The organism is Arthrobacter crystallopoietes (assembly GCF_002849715.1).
Classification (GTDB): domain Bacteria; phylum Actinomycetota; class Actinomycetes; order Actinomycetales; family Micrococcaceae; genus Crystallibacter; species Crystallibacter crystallopoietes.
Genome location: NZ_CP018863.1, coordinates 4,657,476 through 4,676,137 on the forward strand (window position 1 = coordinate 4,657,476; position 18,662 = coordinate 4,676,137).

Below are 18,662 nucleotides of genomic sequence, written 5' to 3' on the forward strand. Positions count from 1 at the left end.
CGGCACAATCCTACACCGGCTGCAGGATGGGTGATTCCGTCGTCATCCGCACGGTGGAGCCATCGCGGCCCTTGCTGATCTGCAGCTGCGCTCCGATGCGCTGCTTCATTTCGGCCACATGGCTGACCAGTCCTACGACCCTGCCGCCGTCGCGGAGGCTTTCGAGGGCGTCCATCACCTGTTCAAGCGCCTGTTCGTCGAGGCTGCCGAATCCTTCGTCCACAAAGAGGGTTTCGATATCGACTCCGCCTGCCTCAGCCTGGACCACATCTGCCAGCCCCAGGGCAAGAGCAAGCGATGCCATGAAGGATTCACCGCCGGAGAGCGTCGAGGTATCGCGGCGTTGTCCGGTCCATTCGTCACTGACGTGGAGCCCGAGACCCGACTTCTTGTTGCCCGACTTCGAGTCGTCATGGACGAGCCGGTAACGTCCGTCCGTCATGGCATTCAGGCGTTCCGAGGCCGCCGCGGCGATCTGCTCGAGCCGGGCAGCAAGGACATAGGTGGTGAGCGTCATTTTCCGTTCATTTTCGCCCAGGCCACGGACCGTGTCGGCAACGGACTGCACCAGTTCGAAGCGTGCCCGGACCGGCTCCAACGATGCGGCTGCTGCTTCCAGCCGCCGGCAATAGCCAAGCAGCTGTTCCGCGGACTCCTGCAGCACCCCATGCCGCACGGCCACGGCCTGCAGCTCTGTTTCCATAGCCCGCGCCTTGCGCCGTAGCTCCTCCAGCTGCGCTTCGTCCGGCAGCGGTTCCCCCTCAGTTTGGGCTTGCCGAGCACGCGCGACGCGGTCCGAAGCCTGCAGCAGCTCAATCCGCTGGCCAAGCGAGGCATACGCACGGTCCTGCAGCTGGGCCTGTTCCAGCTCGCGGGCAGAGAGGAGGGCGGCCAGGACATCCGCTTCCGAGCCAAATTCCGAACCGGCTATGGCGTCCTCAAGCTCACTGCTGCACCGTTCCAGGGTTGCCAGCGCGTACGTGTACTCCCCCAGTGACTGACGGCATTGCTTGAGCAGGCTGTCCATTGCGGTCAAGCCTTCCGCCAGCTCCTGCAGTGTGCCGCCCGGCGGGAGAACCGTTGCAATCTTCTGCTCCAGTTGGTCGGCCTGCCGCGCCGCCGCCTCGGCATCGGAGCGGGCACCGGCAGCAGCGACAGCCAGTTCCGATCCCTGGCTCAACAGCGCCGCGAGCTCGTCCCGGCTCTTTTCGATCAGGCCGCGTAAACGCGCACGGTTTTGTGCGGCCTCCTGTGCCTGGCCAAGGAGATCCTGCAGGTCGCGGACAGCGGTAGCAGCCGCTTCCGGTTCAGTTTCCCCGCCTTGGGCCGCCAGACCCGCCAGTTTATTCTCGAGGACAGCAAAACTTTCCTGCGATTTCGCGTAGGCGGTCTCGGCCTGTGCATGCTCCCGACGGGCAGCGGCTTCTTCCTCGCGGCTGACCATGCTGTCGCCGTCTGCTGTTGCCAGCCGCGGATGTTCGTCTGATCCGCAGACCGGGCACATTTCACCCTGTTCGAGTGTGTGGGCGAGCTCAGCGGCTGACTGCTCCAGGCGCCGCTCCAGAAGATCCAGCCAGTGCTGTTTCAACTGCAGTTGGAGTGCGTTGGCCTCATCGCGCACCCGCCTGGCGGAGTCAACGCGGGCTCGGCAGGCGCCGTAGGCGGACACCGTTTCCGCGACCGCCTCTGCCTCTTTCAGCTGCTGCCCGAGCCGCTCGACGTCCGAGTCCGTACCGTCGGCGGCCGCCAGGTCGACAGCGAATTGTTCGCCGGCAGCGCGGGTAGCTTCTGCCTCCGCATCTACCTTTTCGTAGCGGCGGTCAAACTGATCCGCAGTTTGCAGCAGCCTCTCCGCCTGGGCCCGTGCTTCTTTCAGACGGGCTTCCTCAGGTAAGAGGGCGCGTATTCTGCCCAGTTCGTGGCCGGTGCTGCCTGCAGCGGTTTCGATCAACTCCTGGGCCCGCTCGGCTCCCATAGCCGGCAGTTCCAGCTTCCCCGATGCGAAATCCGGCGCGTAAGTGCCGCAGAGCGGATGGCGCGCCACGCGTTCGAATGCTGTCTGTGCCGTTTGGAGGCTTTCCTCGGTTCTCGACGATGCCTGGTCACGGTGCCGGATGCTGGATTGCAGCAGCTCCGCGGCCCGGTGGGCGGTAAGTACCTGGGCGCGCCGCCTGGAGTCATTTGCCCCTGCCGCCTGCTCCGCTTCAAGCCCCTGCAGGAGGAGCCAGTCCGCGTGGTCGGCCAAGCGCATTTCCTGGCGCGCAATGCCGCTCTTGAGTTCTTCGAGTGTCCTCCGGCCGCTCCCGACGGCGTCCCCTGCCTCCTGCGCAAGCCGCTCGACGGACGAGTGCAGTTGCTGCAGCTTCTCGGTAGCCGGGGCGCCGTCCTCCGGCAGTTGTTCCGGCGCCAGGTGACGGTTCGCTTCTTCCTCCGCACGACGCAGCAGGTGTCCCAGCTCCGTTTCGGCGGTTGAGAAAGCAGCCCGTGCCGTGGCAGCGTCGGCCGCCAGGGAGTCCTCGATCAGCTCATAGCGGTCCGTGTCGAACAGACGCTGCAGCAGCGGACGTCGCTCTTTGGCATCCGCCCTGAGGAAAGCCGCGAATTCGCCCTGCGGCAGCATCACCACTTTGGTGAATTGGTCGAGGCTCATGCCCAGCACGTCGCCAAGTTCGACGGCGGCCTCGTCATTCCTGGCCGATTTCTCGACCCAACTGCCGTCGACGAATTCGCGCAGGAGGGTGCGCGCCTGCTCGGTAACACTGCCCTTGCTTGACCTCGTAGAGGGCCGGTCCCATTGCGGCGAGCGCGTCACTTCAAAGCGCCGGCCCCGGGCGCTGAACTCACAAACTACTTCCGGTGCCAAGGCCGGGTCCGCGTGGTCGCTGCGCAACCGTTTGCCGCCCTGCCGGGCACCGGGAACGGATCCGTACAGCGCGAAGCATACCGCGTCCAATATGCTGGTCTTGCCTGCGCCGGTCTTGCCGTTGAGCAGAAACAGACCGTGGGCACTGAGCTCATCAAAGTCCACGCTCTGGCGTTGCGCAAACGGGCCGAAGGCCTGGATCTCCAGCCGGTGCAGCCTCATGCCGACACCTCCGCGGCTTGTACTTTGGCAAGGGTTTCCATCAGCAACCCTCGTTCCGCGTCGCCCGCCGACCGGGACCGTACATGGTCAAGAAAACCGCAGCAGACGTCCAGGTCATCCTGCGCTTTGGCGATACGTTCGCTGTACGTCAGGCGGTCCGTCCGTGGGCCTCCTTCCGGCTCGAAAGCGAGGACAAGCGTATGGGCGAAACGGGCGCGAAGCCTTTCCATCGCTTTCAGCGGCCGCTCGGCATCCGTAACGGTGATCTGGCAGTAGGAGTCTTCTGCCGCGGCATGCTTCTCGGATTCCAGCAGGTCCGCCATGGTGCCCCGCAGCACGGCGAGCCGGCGCCCGGTGTCCCAACTGACGTTCTCCGCGCCCACGAGGCCGTCCCGGTCAAATTCAAGCAGGATCCCGCCCTTGTGGTGGCCGGATTCCGAAAACGAATACGGCAGGGGCGAACCGGAATAGCGCACCGATGCGCTCAGCTCCTGGCGCCCATGCAGGTGGCCCAGCGCCACATAGTCGAGGCCGTCGAAGAGGTCCAGCGGGACTGCCCCTACTCCGCCGATGCTCAGGTCCCGCTCGCTGTCCGAGGTCAATCCGCCGCTGGCGAAGGTGTGGGCCATGACCAGCGAGCGGACAGGCCCGTGTGCTCTGCGGCTCTCCAGATCCTGGTGGATGCGTTCCAGTGCCGCACGCATCACGGCGGTATGGGTAGGCGCCGCTGCCTCCAGTTCCTCCGCAGTCAGCCGCGGCTCCAAGTACGGAATGCCGTAGACGGCCAGGGTGGCGCCGTCCAGCTCAAGTTGCACCGGGGTGGCCAGTTCGGCAATCCGGGTCCTCAGGTGGACGCCGCCGTGGGCCAGGATGGCGCTGCCGAAGCCCAGGCGCGAGGCTGAGTCATGGTTGCCGCTGGTCAGGATGATCCGGGCGCCAGCCGACCGGATCCTGGACAACGCGTCCGAAAACATCGTCACGACGTCCACCCCAGGCAGGGCGCGGTCATACACATCCCCGGCGATGAGCACGACATCCACGCTGTGTACCCGGACTGTATCCACCAGCTGGTCGATGAAGTGCTGTTGTGCTCCGAGCATGCCGACGCCGTGGAACGACCGGCCGAGGTGCCAGTCCGATGTGTGCAAAAGCTTCATGGCTTCAAAGCTACCTGCCGGCTCTGACAGTTTTTCGCAGACCTGCCGTTATCCACAGGTGTCCTTTTACACAGCTGTGTCCCGCCCCTGCGGCAGGGACGGGACACAGCTGCTCAAAGCCGGCGGCGGGACGCCTTACTCGGCGGAGTCCTTACGGCCGGCGTCCTTGGGAGCCGGTTTCTGGTCGAAGAAGTCGCGGGCCTCGGCGGCACCGAGATCGTCCCGGACAGGCTTGCCGTCGGCAGTGTTCTTGTCGTCTTCGACGGTATCTACCACCGCATTGCCCCCGGCGACGCCGTCGCCGGCCGCGGTGCCCGTAGCTGTACCGGTAACGGAACCGGCAGCGGAGGTATCGGCGGCTGCCGAAGCCTGCCGTCCGGCGTCGTCCGCATTTTTGGTCTTGGCAGCAGGCACGGTTTCAGCACTGCGGTACAGCAGCCCGGCAATCACGGCGCCCAGCACCGGAGCGGCCCAGAAGAGCCACAGCTCGCCCAGGGCGGCGGGCTCGGCGAAGTAGACCGCGGCGGTGGAGCGTGCCGGGTTCATGCCTGCGTTGGAGATCGGCAGCAGGGCGGCAGTCAGCACGGCGAAGGCCAGGCCTACGGCGTAGGGGGCGCTGCGCAGCCGGTCACGCGAAGAGGTGGCACCGAGGTAAATGGCCACGAGCATCGCGGTGCCGATGGTCTCCGCGAGGAAGACGCCGGCCATCGTGAAGCCGAGGTCTTCGCCGGAAGCATACCCATTGGCAACGGAGGAGAATACCTGGGCGGCCTGGGATCCGACCGGGTGGCTGCGCATGATCACCCACAGCACGACGGCGGCCAGCGATGTCCCGACCAGCTGGGCGATGATGTACGGCAGGACGTTCTTCCAGCTGGTCCTGCCCGCGAGCGCGCTGCCCAGTGTGATCGCCGGGTTGAACTGTCCGCCGGAGATGTGGCCGAATGCCAGCATGCCGGCGATCACGGCCAGGCCGAAACCGAACGGTACGGCGAATCCGCCCTGCGGGTTGAACATACCGATGCCCAGGGCACCGAAGAACAACAGAAAGGCACCCGCAATCTCGGCGGCGATCCGCGCCGACATCCCATAGCCCTCCCCGAGCCGGGGAGGCAGCTCCCTCACAGCCGGCGGTGCGGGACGTGGCTGGGGGTTCTCAGCCTGCTCTGTCGACATCTGGTTATTACCTCCTTGGGCCGGTGCTGGACCGGCGTCCGATCACAAAACGACTACAGCGTTTCACCTGATGCTGGGAAAAAGCTGAACGTTTGCTGAACAGCCTGAACGACGCTTGCCGGGGATCGGTCGGGCCCGGCCTGCGGGCGTGGGACGCGGATAAGCTGGAGGCGTGACTACTGACTTCGCTTCCCGCGTCCGCGGCTGCCTGCTGGGCGGTGCCCTCGGCGACCAATTGGGCTATGCCGTTGAGTTTTCCCGCTGGGACCAGATCCAGGAACGTTTCGGACCGGACGGGCTGCGGGATTTCTCCCAGCTGGATTCCCCGGGCCACATCTCGGACGACACGCAGCTCACCCTTTATACAGTAGACGCTCTGGTGGAAGCGCTGGAATGGGCCAACGGCGGCACTGCCGCCGACGAGACGGCGCTCCTCTGGCTGGCCTATCTACGCTGGTACGCCGGCCAGGAAGGCGCTTTTCCCGAGTCGGCCCCGGAACCGGCCCCGCGCTGGATCGACGCCCAGCCGGTCCTCAAGCAGCGCCGCGCTCCCGGCAAAGCGTGTCTGTCGGCGCTGGCCACGGGCGACATGGGGACGCTGGCCCGGCCGCTGAATCCACAGTCCAAGGGCTGCGGATCCGTGATGCGCTCCGCTCCGTTCGGGCTGCTGCCCTTCGTCACGCCGGAGACCGTGTACACGTTTGCGGTCAATGGCTCGGCCCTGACCCACGGGCACCCGGCAGCACACCACGGCGCCGCGGCCTTCGCCTCCCTCATCCGGCTCTTGGTCCACGAGAATGCCGACCTCGCGGGCGCCGCGTCTGCCGTGCTCTCCCGCGCCGAGCAGGAAACCTCCGCCCCTGAGCTTGCCGCCAGGCTCCGCGCGGCGATCGACCTTGCCGGGCAAGGTGCGGTGGCACCGGCGGAACTCACCGCAGCACTGGGTGAGGGCTGGGTCGCCGAGGAGGCACTCGCCGTCGCGCTTTATGCGGTCCTGGTTACCGAAGGGAGTACGACGCCGGAAGAGCACTTCCGCAGCGCCCTCGCCATAGCAATTAATCACGACGGCGACAGCGACTCCACCGGGAGCATCGCGGGGAATATCCTCGGGGCGTTTTATGGGGAGGCGGCACTGCCCCCGTCCTGGATGGATGCGGCAGAAGCGCGGGAGGTGGTCCTCGGCATGGCGGCCCGCTTCCTGGCCCAGACCGAGGCCCCGGTGTAAGCAGCCGGAGCGGCCGATACGCTGGTTTCATGACTCAGGACTGGATCCCCAACGCATTGCCGCCCCTGCATGGAAAAACGGTGGTCGTCACCGGCGGAAACGCGGGCCTGGGCTATTTCACCTCGGAGCAGCTGGCCGAAGCAGGCGCCAAGGTGGTCATTGCCGCCCGGAATCCGCAGAAGGCCAAAGCCGCCATCACCGCGATCAAGGCCCGCTTCCCGGAAGCCGCCGTGACCTACCAGCATCTGGACCTGGCGAGCCTGGCCTCGGTACGGCACGCGGCCGCGCGGCTTTCGGAGCTGGAGCATATCGACAGTCTTGTGGCCAATGCCGGCGTCATCGGGTCCCCGCTGCGGCAGAACACTGCGGATGGCTTCGAGCTTCAGTTCGGCACGAACCACCTGGGCCATTTCGCGCTGGTCGCCGAGCTCATGCCCGCGCTGGCCGCCCATGGCAGCCGGATTGTTCACGTGGGCAGCGTCAGCCACCGCTGGGTGAGGCCGGACTTCACCACGGCGGCGCACCCCCGCAAATACTCGAGCTACCACTCCTATGCCCTGTCCAAACTGGCGGTCATGAGTTTCGGCTTCGAACTGGCGCACCGGCTGGAAATAGTGGGCTCCCCGGCTACGTCGGTAGTGGCCCATCCCGGCTACTCACGCAGCATGTTCACCCCGCGCCGGCCCGGCGTGGCTACCCATCGGCCCGCCTCGGCTATCCAGCGGCGGCTCAGCCGCCCCTTTGCCCAGGGCAAAGACGCCGGAGCTTGGCCGCTGGTGCGCGCCGCCGTGGATGACGACGTCCGCAACGGTGATTATTGGGGGCCGGACGGGCCGTTCCAGCTCCGGGGACAGCCCGCGCTGGTGCGGCCGCAGTCCCATGCCCTGGAACGGAACGCGGCGTCAAGGCTGATCGATCTGTCCCAGGAACTGACCGGGTTCCGCCTGGACCTTTAGTACGCCGGTTTAGTAGTACGCGGGTTTAGGCGACCCGGGTCAGGCGCTGGTTGACGGCCACTCGCCACCGAGCATCTGCAGGAACTCCCCCTCGGAGAGGACCTCGACCTGCTGGCCGCGGCCGTGCAGCGCCAGAACCTTCTGGGCCTTGGTGGTGATCCGGCCTCGCTTGAGGTCCGCCGCGACGAAACCGTCCCCCACCACCAGGACACTGGTCTTGCGCGTTACGGTGCTGGCCGGCTGGGCGCCGAGCGCGGCCGCCCGGATTTTGGCCTGCTGGCGTTCAATCCCTAGGTTGCCGGTGAACACTATGGTTTGGCCGAACAGCGGATGCGTCTCGTCTGCCTCGGGATTGGCCGGCGGATTGGCGCCTTCCTGCGGCCAGTAGGTCCACGCGGTGCTCGGCGCCGCTCCCCCGGCTGTCACGGCCAGTTCCTGGCGGTTGCGCGCGTTGACCGTTGGTTTGGAGAGGCCGTCGCGGCCCGGGACGTATTCCTGCAGCCGCGACGCCGGCAACTGCATGGCGACCAGAAGTTCGGCAATGCTGGCCGCCGAGTTCCGGGCGGCAATGTCCACCATGATGCCGGCGCAGGCCCGGGCATCGGCGACCGCGTCGTGGTGGTTCAGCAGCGGAACGCCGGCGGCTTCCGCGACGAACGGCAAAGAATAGGACACCAGCGAGTAACTGCGCCGCGAAAGAATGACGGTGCACGCGTAATCATAGGCCGGCCCGGAGAGCTCCGAGACTTCCAGCGCCGATCGAATCACGCCCATATCGAATGCCGCGTTGTGCGCCACCAGGACATCCGCACCGATAAAGCCGGCCATCTCGGGGAAGATCTCCCCGAACCGCGGACTGCCGGCGACCATGTCGGCGGTGATGCCGTGGATCTGGACGTTGCGCGGATCGAAGTGGTCGAAGCCCTCCGGCGGACGCATCAGCCAGGAGGCTTCTTCCACCACCTGCCCGTTCCGGACTTTGGTCAGACCCACAGAGCATGGAGAGCCCCTGAACCCGTTTGCTGTCTCAAAGTCTATGGCCGTGAACTCGATTCCCACGCCCTCAAGAGTACCGGCCTGCCAGGACAGTTCCTGCCATAAACACGACGTGGCTGCCGGCACCAAGGCCGGCAGCCGCCGTCGTTATTTTGGGTGTCGTTCGAGCGTAGTCCGTTCCCTACGGCTCGGCCCGGCGCAGGGTGAGGTAGGAACCCGCGGCCAGGACGGCGCAGAAGAGCGCAACCCAGCCCGAGACGCTCAGCGGCGTCTGCGCCACGAACCACGCGCCGACCGCGGGCCACCAGCCCTGCCATGTGGTCAACGCCACCAAGCCGAGCAGCACCAAGGCAATCGCGATCCACACGATCAGCATGCCCGTGGCCCGCCAACGTTTGTAGATGGTGGCAAACCAGAAACCGATCATGAACAGGGCCAGCATGGCGATGAAGTAGAACAGGATCTGGACCATGGCGTGGCTGTCGGCAATCCAGCCCAGGGCGTAGAGCTGCCCGTTCTGGCCCCAGCCGTTGGTCGCCACCTCGACCAGACCGAGGATGTAGTACAGGACGCTGATGGCCAGGGCGACGACGGCGAACAAGCCGACGGTGCCGAGATAGAACGTCCTGCGGCTGACGCTCATGGCCTGCGAGAACGGGAAGGTGAGGGTCAGCGACTGGATCCCCAGTGCCAGAAAATACCACATGACCGCTTGGGCGGCACCGGAGTACACGGTGGACTCGCTGTCCGGAATCAGCACCCAGATGGCATAGGTGACCAGGAAGGCACCACCCATGATGACCGCCGGAATGCCCAGGAAGGTCCACTTATTGATGAGCTGCATCCTGGCGACGTTGGCAATGCGGTTCATGGTGATACCTCCAGTTCGGCAGGTGCCCCGTTCAGGGACAGGTCGACGCCAGGATCCATGGTCCGGCGGACGATGAGCTGCTGCAGGGATACCGGTGCCACTTCCAGGCCGAGCTCCGCCGCCTCCGACCGCTCGGCTTCGCTTAGCCGGCCCTGGACGGTGACCGAAGCCAGCGAGGCCAAGGATTCACGGTGCAGGATTTCGCGGCCGGCGGTAAAAGCAGCCACCCTGGTGCCCGTGCCGACTACGGTGAACGCCGAGCCGCGGATGGCCTCTGCGTCGTCGTCGATCATGATCTTGCCTCTGTCGATCACGATCACATGCTCAAGCAGGTTCGCCACCTCATCGATCAGGTGCGAGGAAAGAATGATGGTGCGCTGGTGTTCCGAATAATCCTCGACCAGCCGGTCGTAGAAAATCTGCCGGGCCACCGCGTCCAGTCCCAAGTACGGCTCATCGAAGAAGGTGAGCTCCGCGCGCGACGCCAGACCGATGATGACTCCGACGGCGGACAGCTGGCCGCGCGAGAGCTTCTTGATCCGGCGCTTGAGCGGCAGCTGGAAGTCCTGGGCCAGCCGCTGTGCAAAGGCCTTGTCCCAGTTGTGGAAGAACAGCGCGGCCGAGGCGAAGGCCTGTTCGGCGGTGAAATCATCCGGGTACTTCTGCGACTCGCGGATGAAGCAGATCCGGCTCAGCACCCTGTCGTTTTCGTAGGGATGCTCGCCGAAGACCCGGATTTCGCCGGAGGTCTGGAAGCCCTGTGCGGTCAGTACCGACATCAGGGTAGTCTTGCCGGCGCCGTTCCGGCCGAGCAGCCCGTAGATCTTGCCGCCGTCGATCTTCAAGCTGACGTCGTCGAGGGCTGTGGTGTCTTTGTAGCGCTTGGTGACATTGCGGATTTCGATGATGGTCGAGTCGCCTGGGGCCGTCACTGTGCCACGCTCCTTTCACTGGTTTCTGTGTCTGTCTCGCTGCGGCTGAGCATCTGTGCCAGCTGCTCCTTGCTGATGCCGAGCTTGCGTGCCTCCCGGGCCAGCGGCTGGACATACTGGCGGAAGAATTCTTCCCTTCGCCGGTCCATCAGCTGTGCCCGCGCGCCCGTGGCTACAAACATGCCGATTCCCCGCTTCTTGTAGAGGATGCCTTCGTCTACAAGCCGGTTGACGCCTTTGGCTGCCGTAGCCGGGTTGATTCGGTAGAAGGCCGCAAATTCGTTGGTGGAAGGAACCTGCGCCTCTTCCGCCAGCGCCCCATCGACGATGTCGTTCTCGATCAGCTCGGCGATCTGCATGAAGATCGGACGTGATTCATCGATCATCTGCCCACCGGCCCTTCCGGCCTCCGCGAACCTCCACGAGGTTAGGGGGTTCATTACTCATGTAGCTAACCATACAACACCTGGTGCACCCGAGGTCAAGAGAATGGCTGGGAGGAATATGGCGGACAAGCTTAATGAAGTGGTTACACAGGAGCTCTTAGAAGCCGGCGGGCGCAGCGCTACCCTTGAGACATGGCTACTCTCACCCCCGGTCCGCAGTGGTATTTGTTCGACTACGGCATGGTGATTTCCACCGCCCCTGAAGAAGCGGACTGGCTGGCCTTGGAAGAGGCGGCAGGCCTGAATCTGCGGCAGGTGGACAGCGCCTACTGGCTTCACCGGCTGCAGTACGACGAGGGGCGGATCTCCTCCAGAGACTACTGGACACGGGTAGTCGGCTCGGCCGTCTCCGAGGGCAGGGCGATGGAACTGGATTCACTGGACGCCATCCAGTGGTCGCATCTGAATCTGGACACACTGGATGTCCTGGATCTGCTCAGTTCCCGCACCGCGCAGCTGGCAGTGCTGTCCAATATGCCGCTGGCCATGGCAGACGAATTTTCTTCCGCAGCATGGACCCGGTACTTTTCACAGTGTTTTTACAGCTCCAGGATCGGCAAGGTCAAGCCCAATCCCGGCGCTTTCCAGCACGTGCTCTCGACCTTGAACGCGGATCCGGCCGCGATCGTCTTCATCGACGACAAGGCCGAAAACATCGCGGCTGCCAAGGCGCTCGGAATGACCACGGTCCATCATGTCCCGGGCACGGACCTGCTGCGCGAGCTCGGACTTTAGCGGCCGGGAGCCAGAGTCAGGAAGCTGAATTCCGGCTGTTGCGGATCTTCACGATCTTGGAAATGAGCCAGTAGGCCGCAAAGACAACGACTGCGGCAATGACAATCTTCTGGAAGATGTCCGCGTACTGTTCCACGAAGTGCCAGTTTTCGCCCAGGTAGAACCCGGCGAAAACAAAGATGGTGTTCCAGATCAGGCTGCCGGCAGTGGACAGCAACAGGAACTTCCACACGGGCATTCGCTCTATACCCGCCGGAATGGAAATCAGGGACCGGAAGATCGGGATCATCCGGCCAAAGAAGACCGCCTTGTAACCGTGCCGGTTGAACCAGGCTTCAACCTTTTCGACATCCTCGACGTCGACCAGCGGAAGTTTGTCGGCAATGGCATACATCCGCCGACGGCCCAGCCAGGCACCAAGCCCATAGAGCAGCCAGGCTCCGAGCACCGAACCCAGTGTGGTCCAGAGCAGCGCCTCGATCAGCGTGAAATTTCCCCGGCTGGCAGTGAAGCCGGCCAGCGGCAGGATGACCTCGCTGGGCAGCGGCGGGAAGAGGTTTTCCAACGCGATGGCCAGGCCTGCTCCGGGAGCCCCGATGGTCTCCATCATATTCACGGCCCACTGGGCCACGCCCGTAAGGTTCGCGGCGGAGTCAGTGGACTGGGCGGAAACGGCAGCGGGGAATTGGATGCTCATGATGCCTTCAAGTGTGCCTTACGCTCCTCCGCTTCGCCGAACGGCACGTCTGCACCGTGACGAAGCCCACTGGCTCAGCTCAGGGCTTTGACCAGCTGCGGCAGCAGCGCCCGGAAGGCCTGCCCGCGGTGGCTGATGGCGTTCTTTTCCTCCGGCGACAGTTCGGCACAGCTGCGGTCCATGCCCTCAGGCTGAAGGATCGGGTCATAGCCGAAGCCGCCGGCGCCGCGCGGCTCGGTCAGGAGCGTCCCCCGCAGCCTGCCCTCCACCACTGCATCCATGTCCGCCGAGACAACGCTGGCCGCGCAGACGAAGGACGCCGCACGGTGTTCTAGTCCGATGTCTTCAAGCTGGGCCAGCAACAGCTTCAGGTTGGCGGCATCGTCACCATGTGAACCGGACCAGCGGGCCGAAAAGATGCCCGGGGCCCCACCGAGGACATCGACTTCGAGGCCGGAATCATCGGCGACGGCGACCAGTCCGGTCGCTTCCGCCACGGCCCGCGCCTTGAGCAGGGAGTTCTCCGCGAAGGTCACCCCGGTTTCCTTCACATCTGGCACGCCGGCGGTGGCTGCGTCGATAACCTGGGTGTCGACGTCGAGATCCGGAACCTGCCCCCGCAGCAGCTCGCGCAGTTCGCGCAGCTTGCCGGGGTTCCTGGTGGCCAGGACCAGGCGGGCCGCACCGCTGTGCTGGGTTGCGCCGCTCATGCGCTCTCCCCCAGCGTCTCGCGCTGGATCTGCGCGAGCTCGACGGTGCCGGCGAGGGCGAGATCCAGCAGGGCGTTCAGTTCATCCCGGTCAAACGGCGCGCCCTCGGCGGTGCCCTGGACTTCGACGAACTTGCCGGATCCGGTAACGACGACGTTCATGTCCGTCTCGGCGCGCACGTCTTCCACGTAGGGCAGATCGAGCATGGGCACGCCGTCGATGATCCCCACACTGACGGCTGCCACCGTATCGATCAGCGGCTGGGCGTTGCGGCCCACCAGCTTGTTTTCCTTGGCCCAGCGCAGCGCGTCGGCCAGCGCCACATACGCTCCGGTGATCGCCGCGGTACGGGTTCCGCCGTCGGCCTGCAGGACATCGCAGTCCAGCACGATCGTGTTTTCGCCCAGGGCCTTGAGGTCAATGATGGAGCGCAAGGAACGGCCGATGAGCCGCGAAATCTCGTGGGTGCGGCCGCCGATCTTGCCCTTGACGGATTCGCGGTCGGAGCGGGTGTTGGTGGCCCGGGGCAGCATGGCGTATTCGGCGGTGACCCAGCCGCGGCCCTCGCCCTTGAGCCAGCGCGGTACGCCTTGCGTCAGGGATGCGGTACACAGTACCCGGGTGTTGCCGAATTCGATCAGCGCCGAGCCTTCGGCCTGGTTGGACCAGCCCCGGGTAATGCTGATGGGCCGCAGCTGGTCCGGCGCGCGCCCATCGGCACGGACGATGGCGGCGGGCAGGGCAGAGCTCGAGTCAACTGAAGTCATGAATCCAGCTTATCCGCACGGCCGCGGCTCAGACGACGTAGCTGACTCCGGCCACGGCCACGGCCAAACCGCCCGAGTAGGTCTCACGGGCCTCTTCGACCGTACGCACGGAGTCGTTCCACACCGGCAGATGGGTCAGTAGCAGGCGGCTGACATTGGCCTTGGTCGCCGCGGCGCCGGCCCGCTTCCCCGTCAGGTGGATTCCTTCAATGGCGTCATCGCGGCCCTCATGGTAGGCCGCTTCGCAGAGAAACATATCCGAATCCTGGGCCGCTTCGACCAGCGCGTCGCAGCTGTCCGTGTCGCCGGAATAGGTCAGGACCTTCGTGACCGGACCCTTGGGGCCTGGCTCGGTGGCCTCGACGCGCATGGCGTACGCCTCGTCCACAGGATGACGCACGGCGTACGGGGTGATGGTGAAGGGCCCCAGCTTGACGCTTTCCCTATCCGTCCAGTTGTGGAAGTCGAACTCTTCGTGCATACCCGGGTCCAGCTCGAGTCCATACGCGGTTGCCATGCGGTCCGCGGTGGCAGCCGGTCCCCACACCGGGATGCGGCCCTTTGACCAGCCGTCCGGATGCCAGCGGACGGCGACATGCAGCCCGCACAGATCCATGCAGTGGTCCGGGTGCAGGTGGCTGAGGAAGACCGCATCGATGTCTTCCAGATCCATGTAACGCTGTGCCGTTCCGAGCGCACCGTTGCCCAGGTCCAGCAGGATCCGCCAGGTCCTTTCGCCGTCGTGGGCCGACACCAGGTAGCAGGAAGCAGGTGACAGCGGCCCCGGGAACGAACCGGTGCAGCCGATAATGGTCAGGTTCATATCCCCGCGTCCTCACGTCCGGCGCCAACGAAATGCGACAGCCGTGACACCTCGTTCCCGTCGTTCCCGGACTTCGCCGCGGCGATCATCTCCTCGGTAATCCGCGCCATCGCTCCGGTGGGATACTGCGCCGCCACGCGGTCCACGTGCTCCACGGTCCGGACTTCGGGCCCCAGGAAGCGCTTGGCCAGTACCTCGAACGCGGCCGCGTCGCCGGTGGCAATGAAGTGGTGCTGCGGGGGCAGGCCATCCTGGCGAAGCAGACCATGGCGCACCAGCGCACGGTAGACATCCTTCGCCGTTTCCTCGGCACTGGAGACCAGGGTGACGCTGTCCCCCATCACATAGGAGATAACACCGGTCAGCAGCGGATAGTGGGTGCAGCCGAGCACCAGGGTGTCGATGTCCGCCGTCTTCAGCGGCGCAAGGTACTCCTCGGCGGTGGACAGCAGGTGGTCCCCGGCAGTGACGCCTGCTTCCACGTATTCAACAAACCGCGGGCAGGCAACCGAGGTGACATCCAGATGCGGCGCGGCGGCGAAGGTGTCTTCGTAGGCGCGGGAGCCGACGGTTGCGGAAGTACCGATGACGCCGATCCGGCCACTGCGGGTCGAGGCAACGGCGCGGCGGACTGCCGGCTGGATGACTTCGATCACCGGAATTCCGTAGCGGGCGGTATAGCGTTCCCGCGCATCGCGCAGCACGGCCGCGGAGGCCGAATTGCAGGCAATGACCAGCAGCTTTACGCCCGAGTCCACCAGTTCATCCATGACGCCCAAGGCGTTCGCCCGAACTTCGGCGATCGGCAAGGGTCCGTAGGGGCCGTTCGCGGTATCCCCGACGTACAGCACAGACTCCTGCGGCAGCTGGTCAATCACAGCACGCGCAACGGTCAGCCCACCGACGCCCGAATCGAAAATGCCGATGGGGGCAGAGGGTTGGCTGTTCTTCAAAGTCGCACTCACGTCCGGGCTCATGATCTAACGAGGATAAGTCCTGGCCGTGCTATTGCAGAACTTCCATGCAGCGGCTGTAAGCCATCTCACAGTCTGATGACGCGGCGCGAAGCCCGCCCGCGGGCATTAATTGTTCGATTCGGTCCTGCCCAGCCCGTCCAGCAACGCCTGCATCAAGGTCTCCTGCAGCCAGGTCATGAAGTTGTAGACCAGGGCCAGATAGGTGTCCAGATCCTCGGCCTGGGACCAGTCGTCGATGCCGTGCAGGGCCTGGGCGTCTTCATCCGTTTCGATCTTGAGCCGGTCCGCCAGCACCAGCCGCACGTCATTGACCGCGCGGGCGAAGAGCCGGGCCTGCTCGGCAGTCAGCTGGACGTGGCTCTGCTCCAGCAGCAGCGAGCTGGCGCGCAGCGCCGCTACCTTGTCTTCCCGCAGGGAGCGTTCGGTCAGCCGGCGGAACTCGAGCGCCTCGCCGTCGTCGTTCTTCACCGCATCCGGCAGCAGGCGAAGCAGGGCGCTGTCCTCGGGCTTGACGGCCTTGCTATCCAGCCCGACCATCGCCGCCAGCGGGTCCTCGTCGGCGACCCCCTCGCGCTCGAGCATGCTGATGATGTCCTCGAAGAGCCGGCGGATCAGATCCCGCTCCGCCGCTTCCAGCTCGCCGGTAATGCCCTTGCGTGTGTTCCTGAATGCCTTGGCCATACTTACGCCTGGTCCGCCTTCTGGTACGTGGCCCACAGGCCGAATGAATGCATTGCTACGGTGTCCTGCTCCGCCTTTTCCCGCGTGCCGCTGGCCACCGCAGACTTGCCCTGCCGGTGTACCTCGAGCATCAGTTTGTTTGCCTTGGCTTCCGAGTAGCCGAAGTAGCTTTGGAAGACATAGCTGACATAGCTCATCAGGTTGACCGGATCATTCCAGACAATGACCACCCAGGGCACATCCGTTGCGGAGAGCTCCTCGACTTCGGCGTCCCGGGCCGTTTCAGCTTCGGCGTCGACAATGGTGCTGACCACCACCGCGGGCAGGGCGAAATCAGGGTAAATGCTCGACATCATGGATTCCATTGTAGGCTTCAGGACTCCCCGCGCCGCTTTGGCCGTGCCGGGTACTCAGACGGCGAACACCGGATTAGAGTTTGTGGTGTGAGTACCGAATCCGGCTGGGTTCCTCCCAGCACGTCCTTGTATACCGACCACTACGAGCTGACAATGCTGCAGGCCGCCCTGCGCTCCGGAGCTGCCCACCGGCGCTCCGTCTTCGAAGCGTTCGCCCGGAGGCTGCCGGACGGCCGCCGCTACGGCGTGGTTGCCGGCACCGGCCGGGTCCTTGAGGGCATCCAGAACTTCACTTTCCCCGCAGCCCAGCTCGACTTCCTGGCCCGTACCAACGTGGTCGACTCCCCCACGATCGACTGGCTGGCGGATTTCAAGTTCAGCGGGGACATCTACGGCTACGCCGAAGGCGAAGCCTACTTTCCGTACTCGCCCATCCTGATCGTCGAAGCGTCCTTCGCCGAAGCATGTGTGCTCGAAACCTTCATCCTCTCCGCACTGAACCATGACAGCGCCATCGCCTCGGCAGCCTCCCGGATGACCAGCGCGGCCGGAGCCCGGCCCTGCATCGAGATGGGGTCGCGGCGCACGCAGGAAGAATCCGCCGTGGCCGCGGCGCGCGCAGCGGTGATCGCGGGGTTCACCAGCACCTCCAACCTGGAGGCGGGCTTCCGCTACGGCATCAAGACCGTGGGCACAGCTGCCCATTCGTTTACCCTGCTCCACGACAGCGAGCGGGCTGCCTTCGAGGCCCAGCTGGCTTCCCTCGGCAAGGGCACCACGCTGCTGGTAGATACGTACGACGTCGAAAATGCCGTCCGGACGGCCGTTGAACTGGCCGGTCCGGAACTCGGCGGCGTGCGGCTGGACTCGGGCGATCTGGTCACGCAGGCCCAATGGGTCCGCAAGCTGCTGGACGATCTGGGCAACCACAACACGCACATCACCGTCACGTCCGACCTGGACGAATTCGCCATCGCGGCCCTGGCCTCCGCCCCTGTGGATTCCTATGGCGTAGGCACGGAACTAGTCACCGGTTCCGGGGCCCCGACGGCGAGCATGGTGTACAAGCTGGTCAGCCGCGAAGACGACAACGGAAACCCTGTGCCGGTGGCAAAAGCGGCCAAGAACAAAGTCTCTGTCGGCGGACGCAAATACGCCCTGCGCCGTCTGAACGAACGTGGCACCGCTACCGCCGAAATCATCGGCATCGGGCACCGGCCGAAGGACGACGGCAACGACCGCCCGCTGATCGAACAGTTCATGAAGAACGGCGAGCTGCTGCCGGGATGGACCGGCGCTGAAGGCGTCGAGCGTGCGGCCGAGCGGCACCACAAGTCAATGGCCGAACTGCCCGGCACCATCCGGCGACTGCAGCGCGGCGAAGCGGTAATCCCCACTGAGTTCGAAGAGTTTGAGGAGGAATCATGACCCGTGCACTGGTCATTGTGGATGTGCAGAACGATTTCTGCGAGGGTGGCTCGCTGGGTGTCGACGGCGGCGCCCGGGTCGCCGCGGACCTGAGCGAGCACCTGGAGGCCCACGGCATCAACTACGACTTCGTCGTGGCGACCCAGGACTGGCACATCGATCCGGGGACCCATTTCTCCGAGACGCCGGACTTCGTGGACAGCTGGCCGCCGCACTGCGTGGCCGGCACCAAGGGCGCGCAGCTGCACCCGGATCTGGACACCGACGAGATCGACGCCTACTTCCGCAAGGGCGCCTATGCGGCGGCCTACTCCGGCTTCGAAGGCCTGCTTGCCCCGGAGGACGAAGTGGCCACCGGCGATCTGGAGGCCGACGGCGACGAGGACGATGCGGAGGTACTCAGCCTGGATGACTGGCTGCGCCAGAACGAGGTGGACGAAGTGGTGGTCGCAGGCATCGCCACGGACTATTGTGTCCGTGCCACTGCCCTGGACGCCGTGCAGGCCGGCTACTCGACGTCGGTCCTGCTGGACCTGACGGCGGGTATCAATGAGGAGCGGGTGGCCGAGACCATCGCGGAGCTCGAAGATAACGGCATCGAGGTAGTGCAGGAACAGGTACAGAACTGACCCCGCCAACGGGGC

19 protein-coding genes are annotated in these 18,662 nt (G+C 65.1%); 5 read left to right on the forward strand and 14 right to left on the reverse strand.

The window, feature by feature from the left end; all coding sequences use genetic code 11:
* Positions 1 to 10: 10 nt before the first annotated feature.
* The 3 genes from AC20117_RS21420 to AC20117_RS21430 all read right to left on the reverse strand — a co-directional run bounded on the left by AC20117_RS21420 (position 11) and on the right by AC20117_RS21430 (position 5,418).
* Positions 11 to 3,085, reverse strand: coding sequence for an AAA family ATPase (locus AC20117_RS21420; RefSeq protein ID WP_074701732.1), 3,075 nt, complete (start codon positions 3,083 to 3,085; stop codon positions 11 to 13).
* On the reverse strand, positions 3,082 to 4,242 hold the full coding sequence (locus AC20117_RS21425) for an exonuclease SbcCD subunit D (RefSeq protein WP_074701731.1): 1,161 nt from the start codon (positions 4,240 to 4,242) through the stop codon (positions 3,082 to 3,084). The genes AC20117_RS21420 and AC20117_RS21425 overlap by 4 nt, the downstream gene beginning before the upstream one ends.
* Positions 4,243 to 4,377: 135 nt before the next feature.
* Positions 4,378 to 5,418 carry an MIP/aquaporin family protein gene (locus tag AC20117_RS21430; RefSeq protein WP_083339814.1) on the reverse strand — a complete coding sequence of 347 codons (1,041 nt, stop codon included), beginning with the start codon at positions 5,416 to 5,418 and terminating at the stop codon, positions 4,378 to 4,380.
* Positions 5,419 to 5,590: 172 nt separating this feature from the next.
* Between AC20117_RS21430 and AC20117_RS21435 the strand changes: the two genes are divergently transcribed.
* Positions 5,591 to 6,643, forward strand: coding sequence for an ADP-ribosylglycohydrolase family protein (locus AC20117_RS21435; RefSeq protein WP_074701729.1), 1,053 nt, complete (start codon positions 5,591 to 5,593; stop codon positions 6,641 to 6,643).
* A gap of 29 nt (positions 6,644 to 6,672) precedes the next feature.
* Positions 6,673 to 7,599, forward strand: coding sequence for an oxidoreductase (locus AC20117_RS21440; protein WP_074701728.1), 927 nt, complete (start codon positions 6,673 to 6,675; stop codon positions 7,597 to 7,599).
* A 39-nt stretch (positions 7,600 to 7,638) separates the two neighbouring features.
* On the opposite strand, the gene AC20117_RS21445 is transcribed toward AC20117_RS21440, so the two are convergent.
* The 4 genes from AC20117_RS21445 to AC20117_RS21460 all read right to left on the reverse strand — a co-directional run bounded on the left by AC20117_RS21445 (position 7,639) and on the right by AC20117_RS21460 (position 10,784).
* Positions 7,639 to 8,658 carry a 3'-5' exonuclease gene (locus AC20117_RS21445; protein ID WP_074701726.1) on the reverse strand — a complete coding sequence of 340 codons (1,020 nt, stop codon included), beginning with the start codon at positions 8,656 to 8,658 and terminating at the stop codon, positions 7,639 to 7,641.
* A 118-nt stretch (positions 8,659 to 8,776) separates the two neighbouring features.
* The gene (locus tag AC20117_RS21450; RefSeq protein WP_074701725.1) at positions 8,777 to 9,466 is read right to left on the reverse strand and encodes a hypothetical protein; all 690 of its coding nucleotides are present in this window, start codon (positions 9,464 to 9,466) and stop codon (positions 8,777 to 8,779) included.
* Positions 9,463 to 10,398, reverse strand: a complete 936-nt coding sequence (locus tag AC20117_RS21455; RefSeq protein WP_074701724.1) for an ABC transporter ATP-binding protein — start codon at positions 10,396 to 10,398, stop codon at positions 9,463 to 9,465. The genes AC20117_RS21450 and AC20117_RS21455 overlap by 4 nt, the downstream gene beginning before the upstream one ends.
* On the reverse strand, positions 10,395 to 10,784 hold the full coding sequence (locus AC20117_RS21460) for a GntR family transcriptional regulator (protein WP_074701723.1): 390 nt from the start codon (positions 10,782 to 10,784) through the stop codon (positions 10,395 to 10,397). The genes AC20117_RS21455 and AC20117_RS21460 overlap by 4 nt, the downstream gene beginning before the upstream one ends.
* Positions 10,785 to 10,976: 192 nt before the next feature.
* Between AC20117_RS21460 and AC20117_RS21465 the strand changes: the two genes are divergently transcribed.
* Positions 10,977 to 11,579 (forward strand): HAD family hydrolase, encoded by a 603-nt coding sequence (locus tag AC20117_RS21465; protein WP_074701722.1) that lies wholly within the window; start codon positions 10,977 to 10,979, stop codon positions 11,577 to 11,579.
* A gap of 16 nt (positions 11,580 to 11,595) precedes the next feature.
* Here the strand turns inward: AC20117_RS21465 and AC20117_RS21470 are convergent, their stop codons facing one another.
* The 7 genes from AC20117_RS21470 to clpS all read right to left on the reverse strand — a co-directional run bounded on the left by AC20117_RS21470 (position 11,596) and on the right by clpS (position 16,587).
* Positions 11,596 to 12,276 (reverse strand): DedA family protein, encoded by a 681-nt coding sequence (locus AC20117_RS21470; RefSeq protein ID WP_074701720.1) that lies wholly within the window; start codon positions 12,274 to 12,276, stop codon positions 11,596 to 11,598.
* 74 nt (positions 12,277 to 12,350) lie between these two features.
* On the reverse strand, positions 12,351 to 12,986 hold the full coding sequence (rdgB, locus tag AC20117_RS21475; RefSeq protein ID WP_074701719.1) for an RdgB/HAM1 family non-canonical purine NTP pyrophosphatase: 636 nt from the start codon (positions 12,984 to 12,986) through the stop codon (positions 12,351 to 12,353).
* Positions 12,983 to 13,753, reverse strand: a complete 771-nt coding sequence (gene rph / locus AC20117_RS21480) for a ribonuclease PH (protein WP_074701717.1) — start codon at positions 13,751 to 13,753, stop codon at positions 12,983 to 12,985. Before rph ends, rdgB begins: the two co-directional genes overlap by 4 nt.
* Before the next feature lie 28 nt (positions 13,754 to 13,781).
* Positions 13,782 to 14,576, reverse strand: a complete 795-nt coding sequence (locus tag AC20117_RS21485; RefSeq protein WP_074701716.1) for an MBL fold metallo-hydrolase — start codon at positions 14,574 to 14,576, stop codon at positions 13,782 to 13,784.
* Positions 14,573 to 15,541, reverse strand: a complete 969-nt coding sequence (gene murI / locus AC20117_RS21490; RefSeq protein WP_236777398.1) for a glutamate racemase — start codon at positions 15,539 to 15,541, stop codon at positions 14,573 to 14,575. Before murI ends, AC20117_RS21485 begins: the two co-directional genes overlap by 4 nt.
* Before the next feature lie 117 nt (positions 15,542 to 15,658).
* Positions 15,659 to 16,234 carry a DUF2017 domain-containing protein gene (locus AC20117_RS21495; RefSeq protein WP_074701713.1) on the reverse strand — a complete coding sequence of 192 codons (576 nt, stop codon included), beginning with the start codon at positions 16,232 to 16,234 and terminating at the stop codon, positions 15,659 to 15,661.
* Between the two features lie 2 nt (positions 16,235 to 16,236).
* Complete coding sequence (gene clpS, locus AC20117_RS21500; protein WP_418202265.1) at positions 16,237 to 16,587, reverse strand: ATP-dependent Clp protease adapter ClpS; 351 nt, start codon at positions 16,585 to 16,587, stop codon at positions 16,237 to 16,239.
* Between the two features lie 90 nt (positions 16,588 to 16,677).
* Between clpS and AC20117_RS21505 the strand changes: the two genes are divergently transcribed.
* Both AC20117_RS21505 and AC20117_RS21510 read left to right on the forward strand, forming a co-directional pair.
* Positions 16,678 to 18,018: a nicotinate phosphoribosyltransferase gene (locus tag AC20117_RS21505; protein WP_236777399.1), complete on the forward strand. Its 1,341-nt coding sequence runs from the start codon at positions 16,678 to 16,680 to the stop codon at positions 18,016 to 18,018.
* Complete coding sequence (locus tag AC20117_RS21510; RefSeq protein WP_074701711.1) at positions 18,015 to 18,647, forward strand: nicotinamidase; 633 nt, start codon at positions 18,015 to 18,017, stop codon at positions 18,645 to 18,647. Before AC20117_RS21505 ends, AC20117_RS21510 begins: the two co-directional genes overlap by 4 nt.
* The last annotated feature ends 15 nt before the right edge of the window (positions 18,648 to 18,662 follow it).

Excerpts from the sequence above, each read along its gene's own strand:
- AC20117_RS21460 (WP_074701723.1), bottom strand. The coding sequence starts at position 10,784 with ATGATCGATGAATCACGTCCGATCTTCATGCAGATCGCCGAGCTGATC.
- AC20117_RS21450 (WP_074701725.1), bottom strand. The coding sequence starts at position 9,466 with ATGAACCGCATTGCCAACGTCGCCAGGATGCAGCTCATCAATAAGTGG.
- clpS (WP_418202265.1), bottom strand. The coding sequence starts at position 16,587 with ATGTCGAGCATTTACCCTGATTTCGCCCTGCCCGCGGTGGTGGTCAGC.
- AC20117_RS21495 (WP_074701713.1), bottom strand. The coding sequence starts at position 16,234 with ATGGCCAAGGCATTCAGGAACACACGCAAGGGCATTACCGGCGAGCTG.
- AC20117_RS21485 (WP_074701716.1), bottom strand. The coding sequence starts at position 14,576 with ATGAACCTGACCATTATCGGCTGCACCGGTTCGTTCCCGGGGCCGCTG.
- AC20117_RS21430 (WP_083339814.1), bottom strand. The coding sequence starts at position 5,418 with ATGTCGACAGAGCAGGCTGAGAACCCCCAGCCACGTCCCGCACCGCCG.
- AC20117_RS21510 (WP_074701711.1), top strand. The coding sequence starts at position 18,015 with ATGACCCGTGCACTGGTCATTGTGGATGTGCAGAACGATTTCTGCGAG.
- AC20117_RS21440 (WP_074701728.1), top strand. The coding sequence starts at position 6,673 with ATGACTCAGGACTGGATCCCCAACGCATTGCCGCCCCTGCATGGAAAA.
- rph (WP_074701717.1), bottom strand. The coding sequence starts at position 13,753 with ATGACTTCAGTTGACTCGAGCTCTGCCCTGCCCGCCGCCATCGTCCGT.
- AC20117_RS21425 (WP_074701731.1), bottom strand. The coding sequence starts at position 4,242 with ATGAAGCTTTTGCACACATCGGACTGGCACCTCGGCCGGTCGTTCCAC.
- AC20117_RS21465 (WP_074701722.1), top strand. The coding sequence starts at position 10,977 with ATGGCTACTCTCACCCCCGGTCCGCAGTGGTATTTGTTCGACTACGGC.
- AC20117_RS21470 (WP_074701720.1), bottom strand. The coding sequence starts at position 12,276 with ATGAGCATCCAATTCCCCGCTGCCGTTTCCGCCCAGTCCACTGACTCC.
- rdgB (WP_074701719.1), bottom strand. The coding sequence starts at position 12,986 with ATGAGCGGCGCAACCCAGCACAGCGGTGCGGCCCGCCTGGTCCTGGCC.
- AC20117_RS21420 (WP_074701732.1), bottom strand. The coding sequence starts at position 3,085 with ATGAGGCTGCACCGGCTGGAGATCCAGGCCTTCGGCCCGTTTGCGCAA.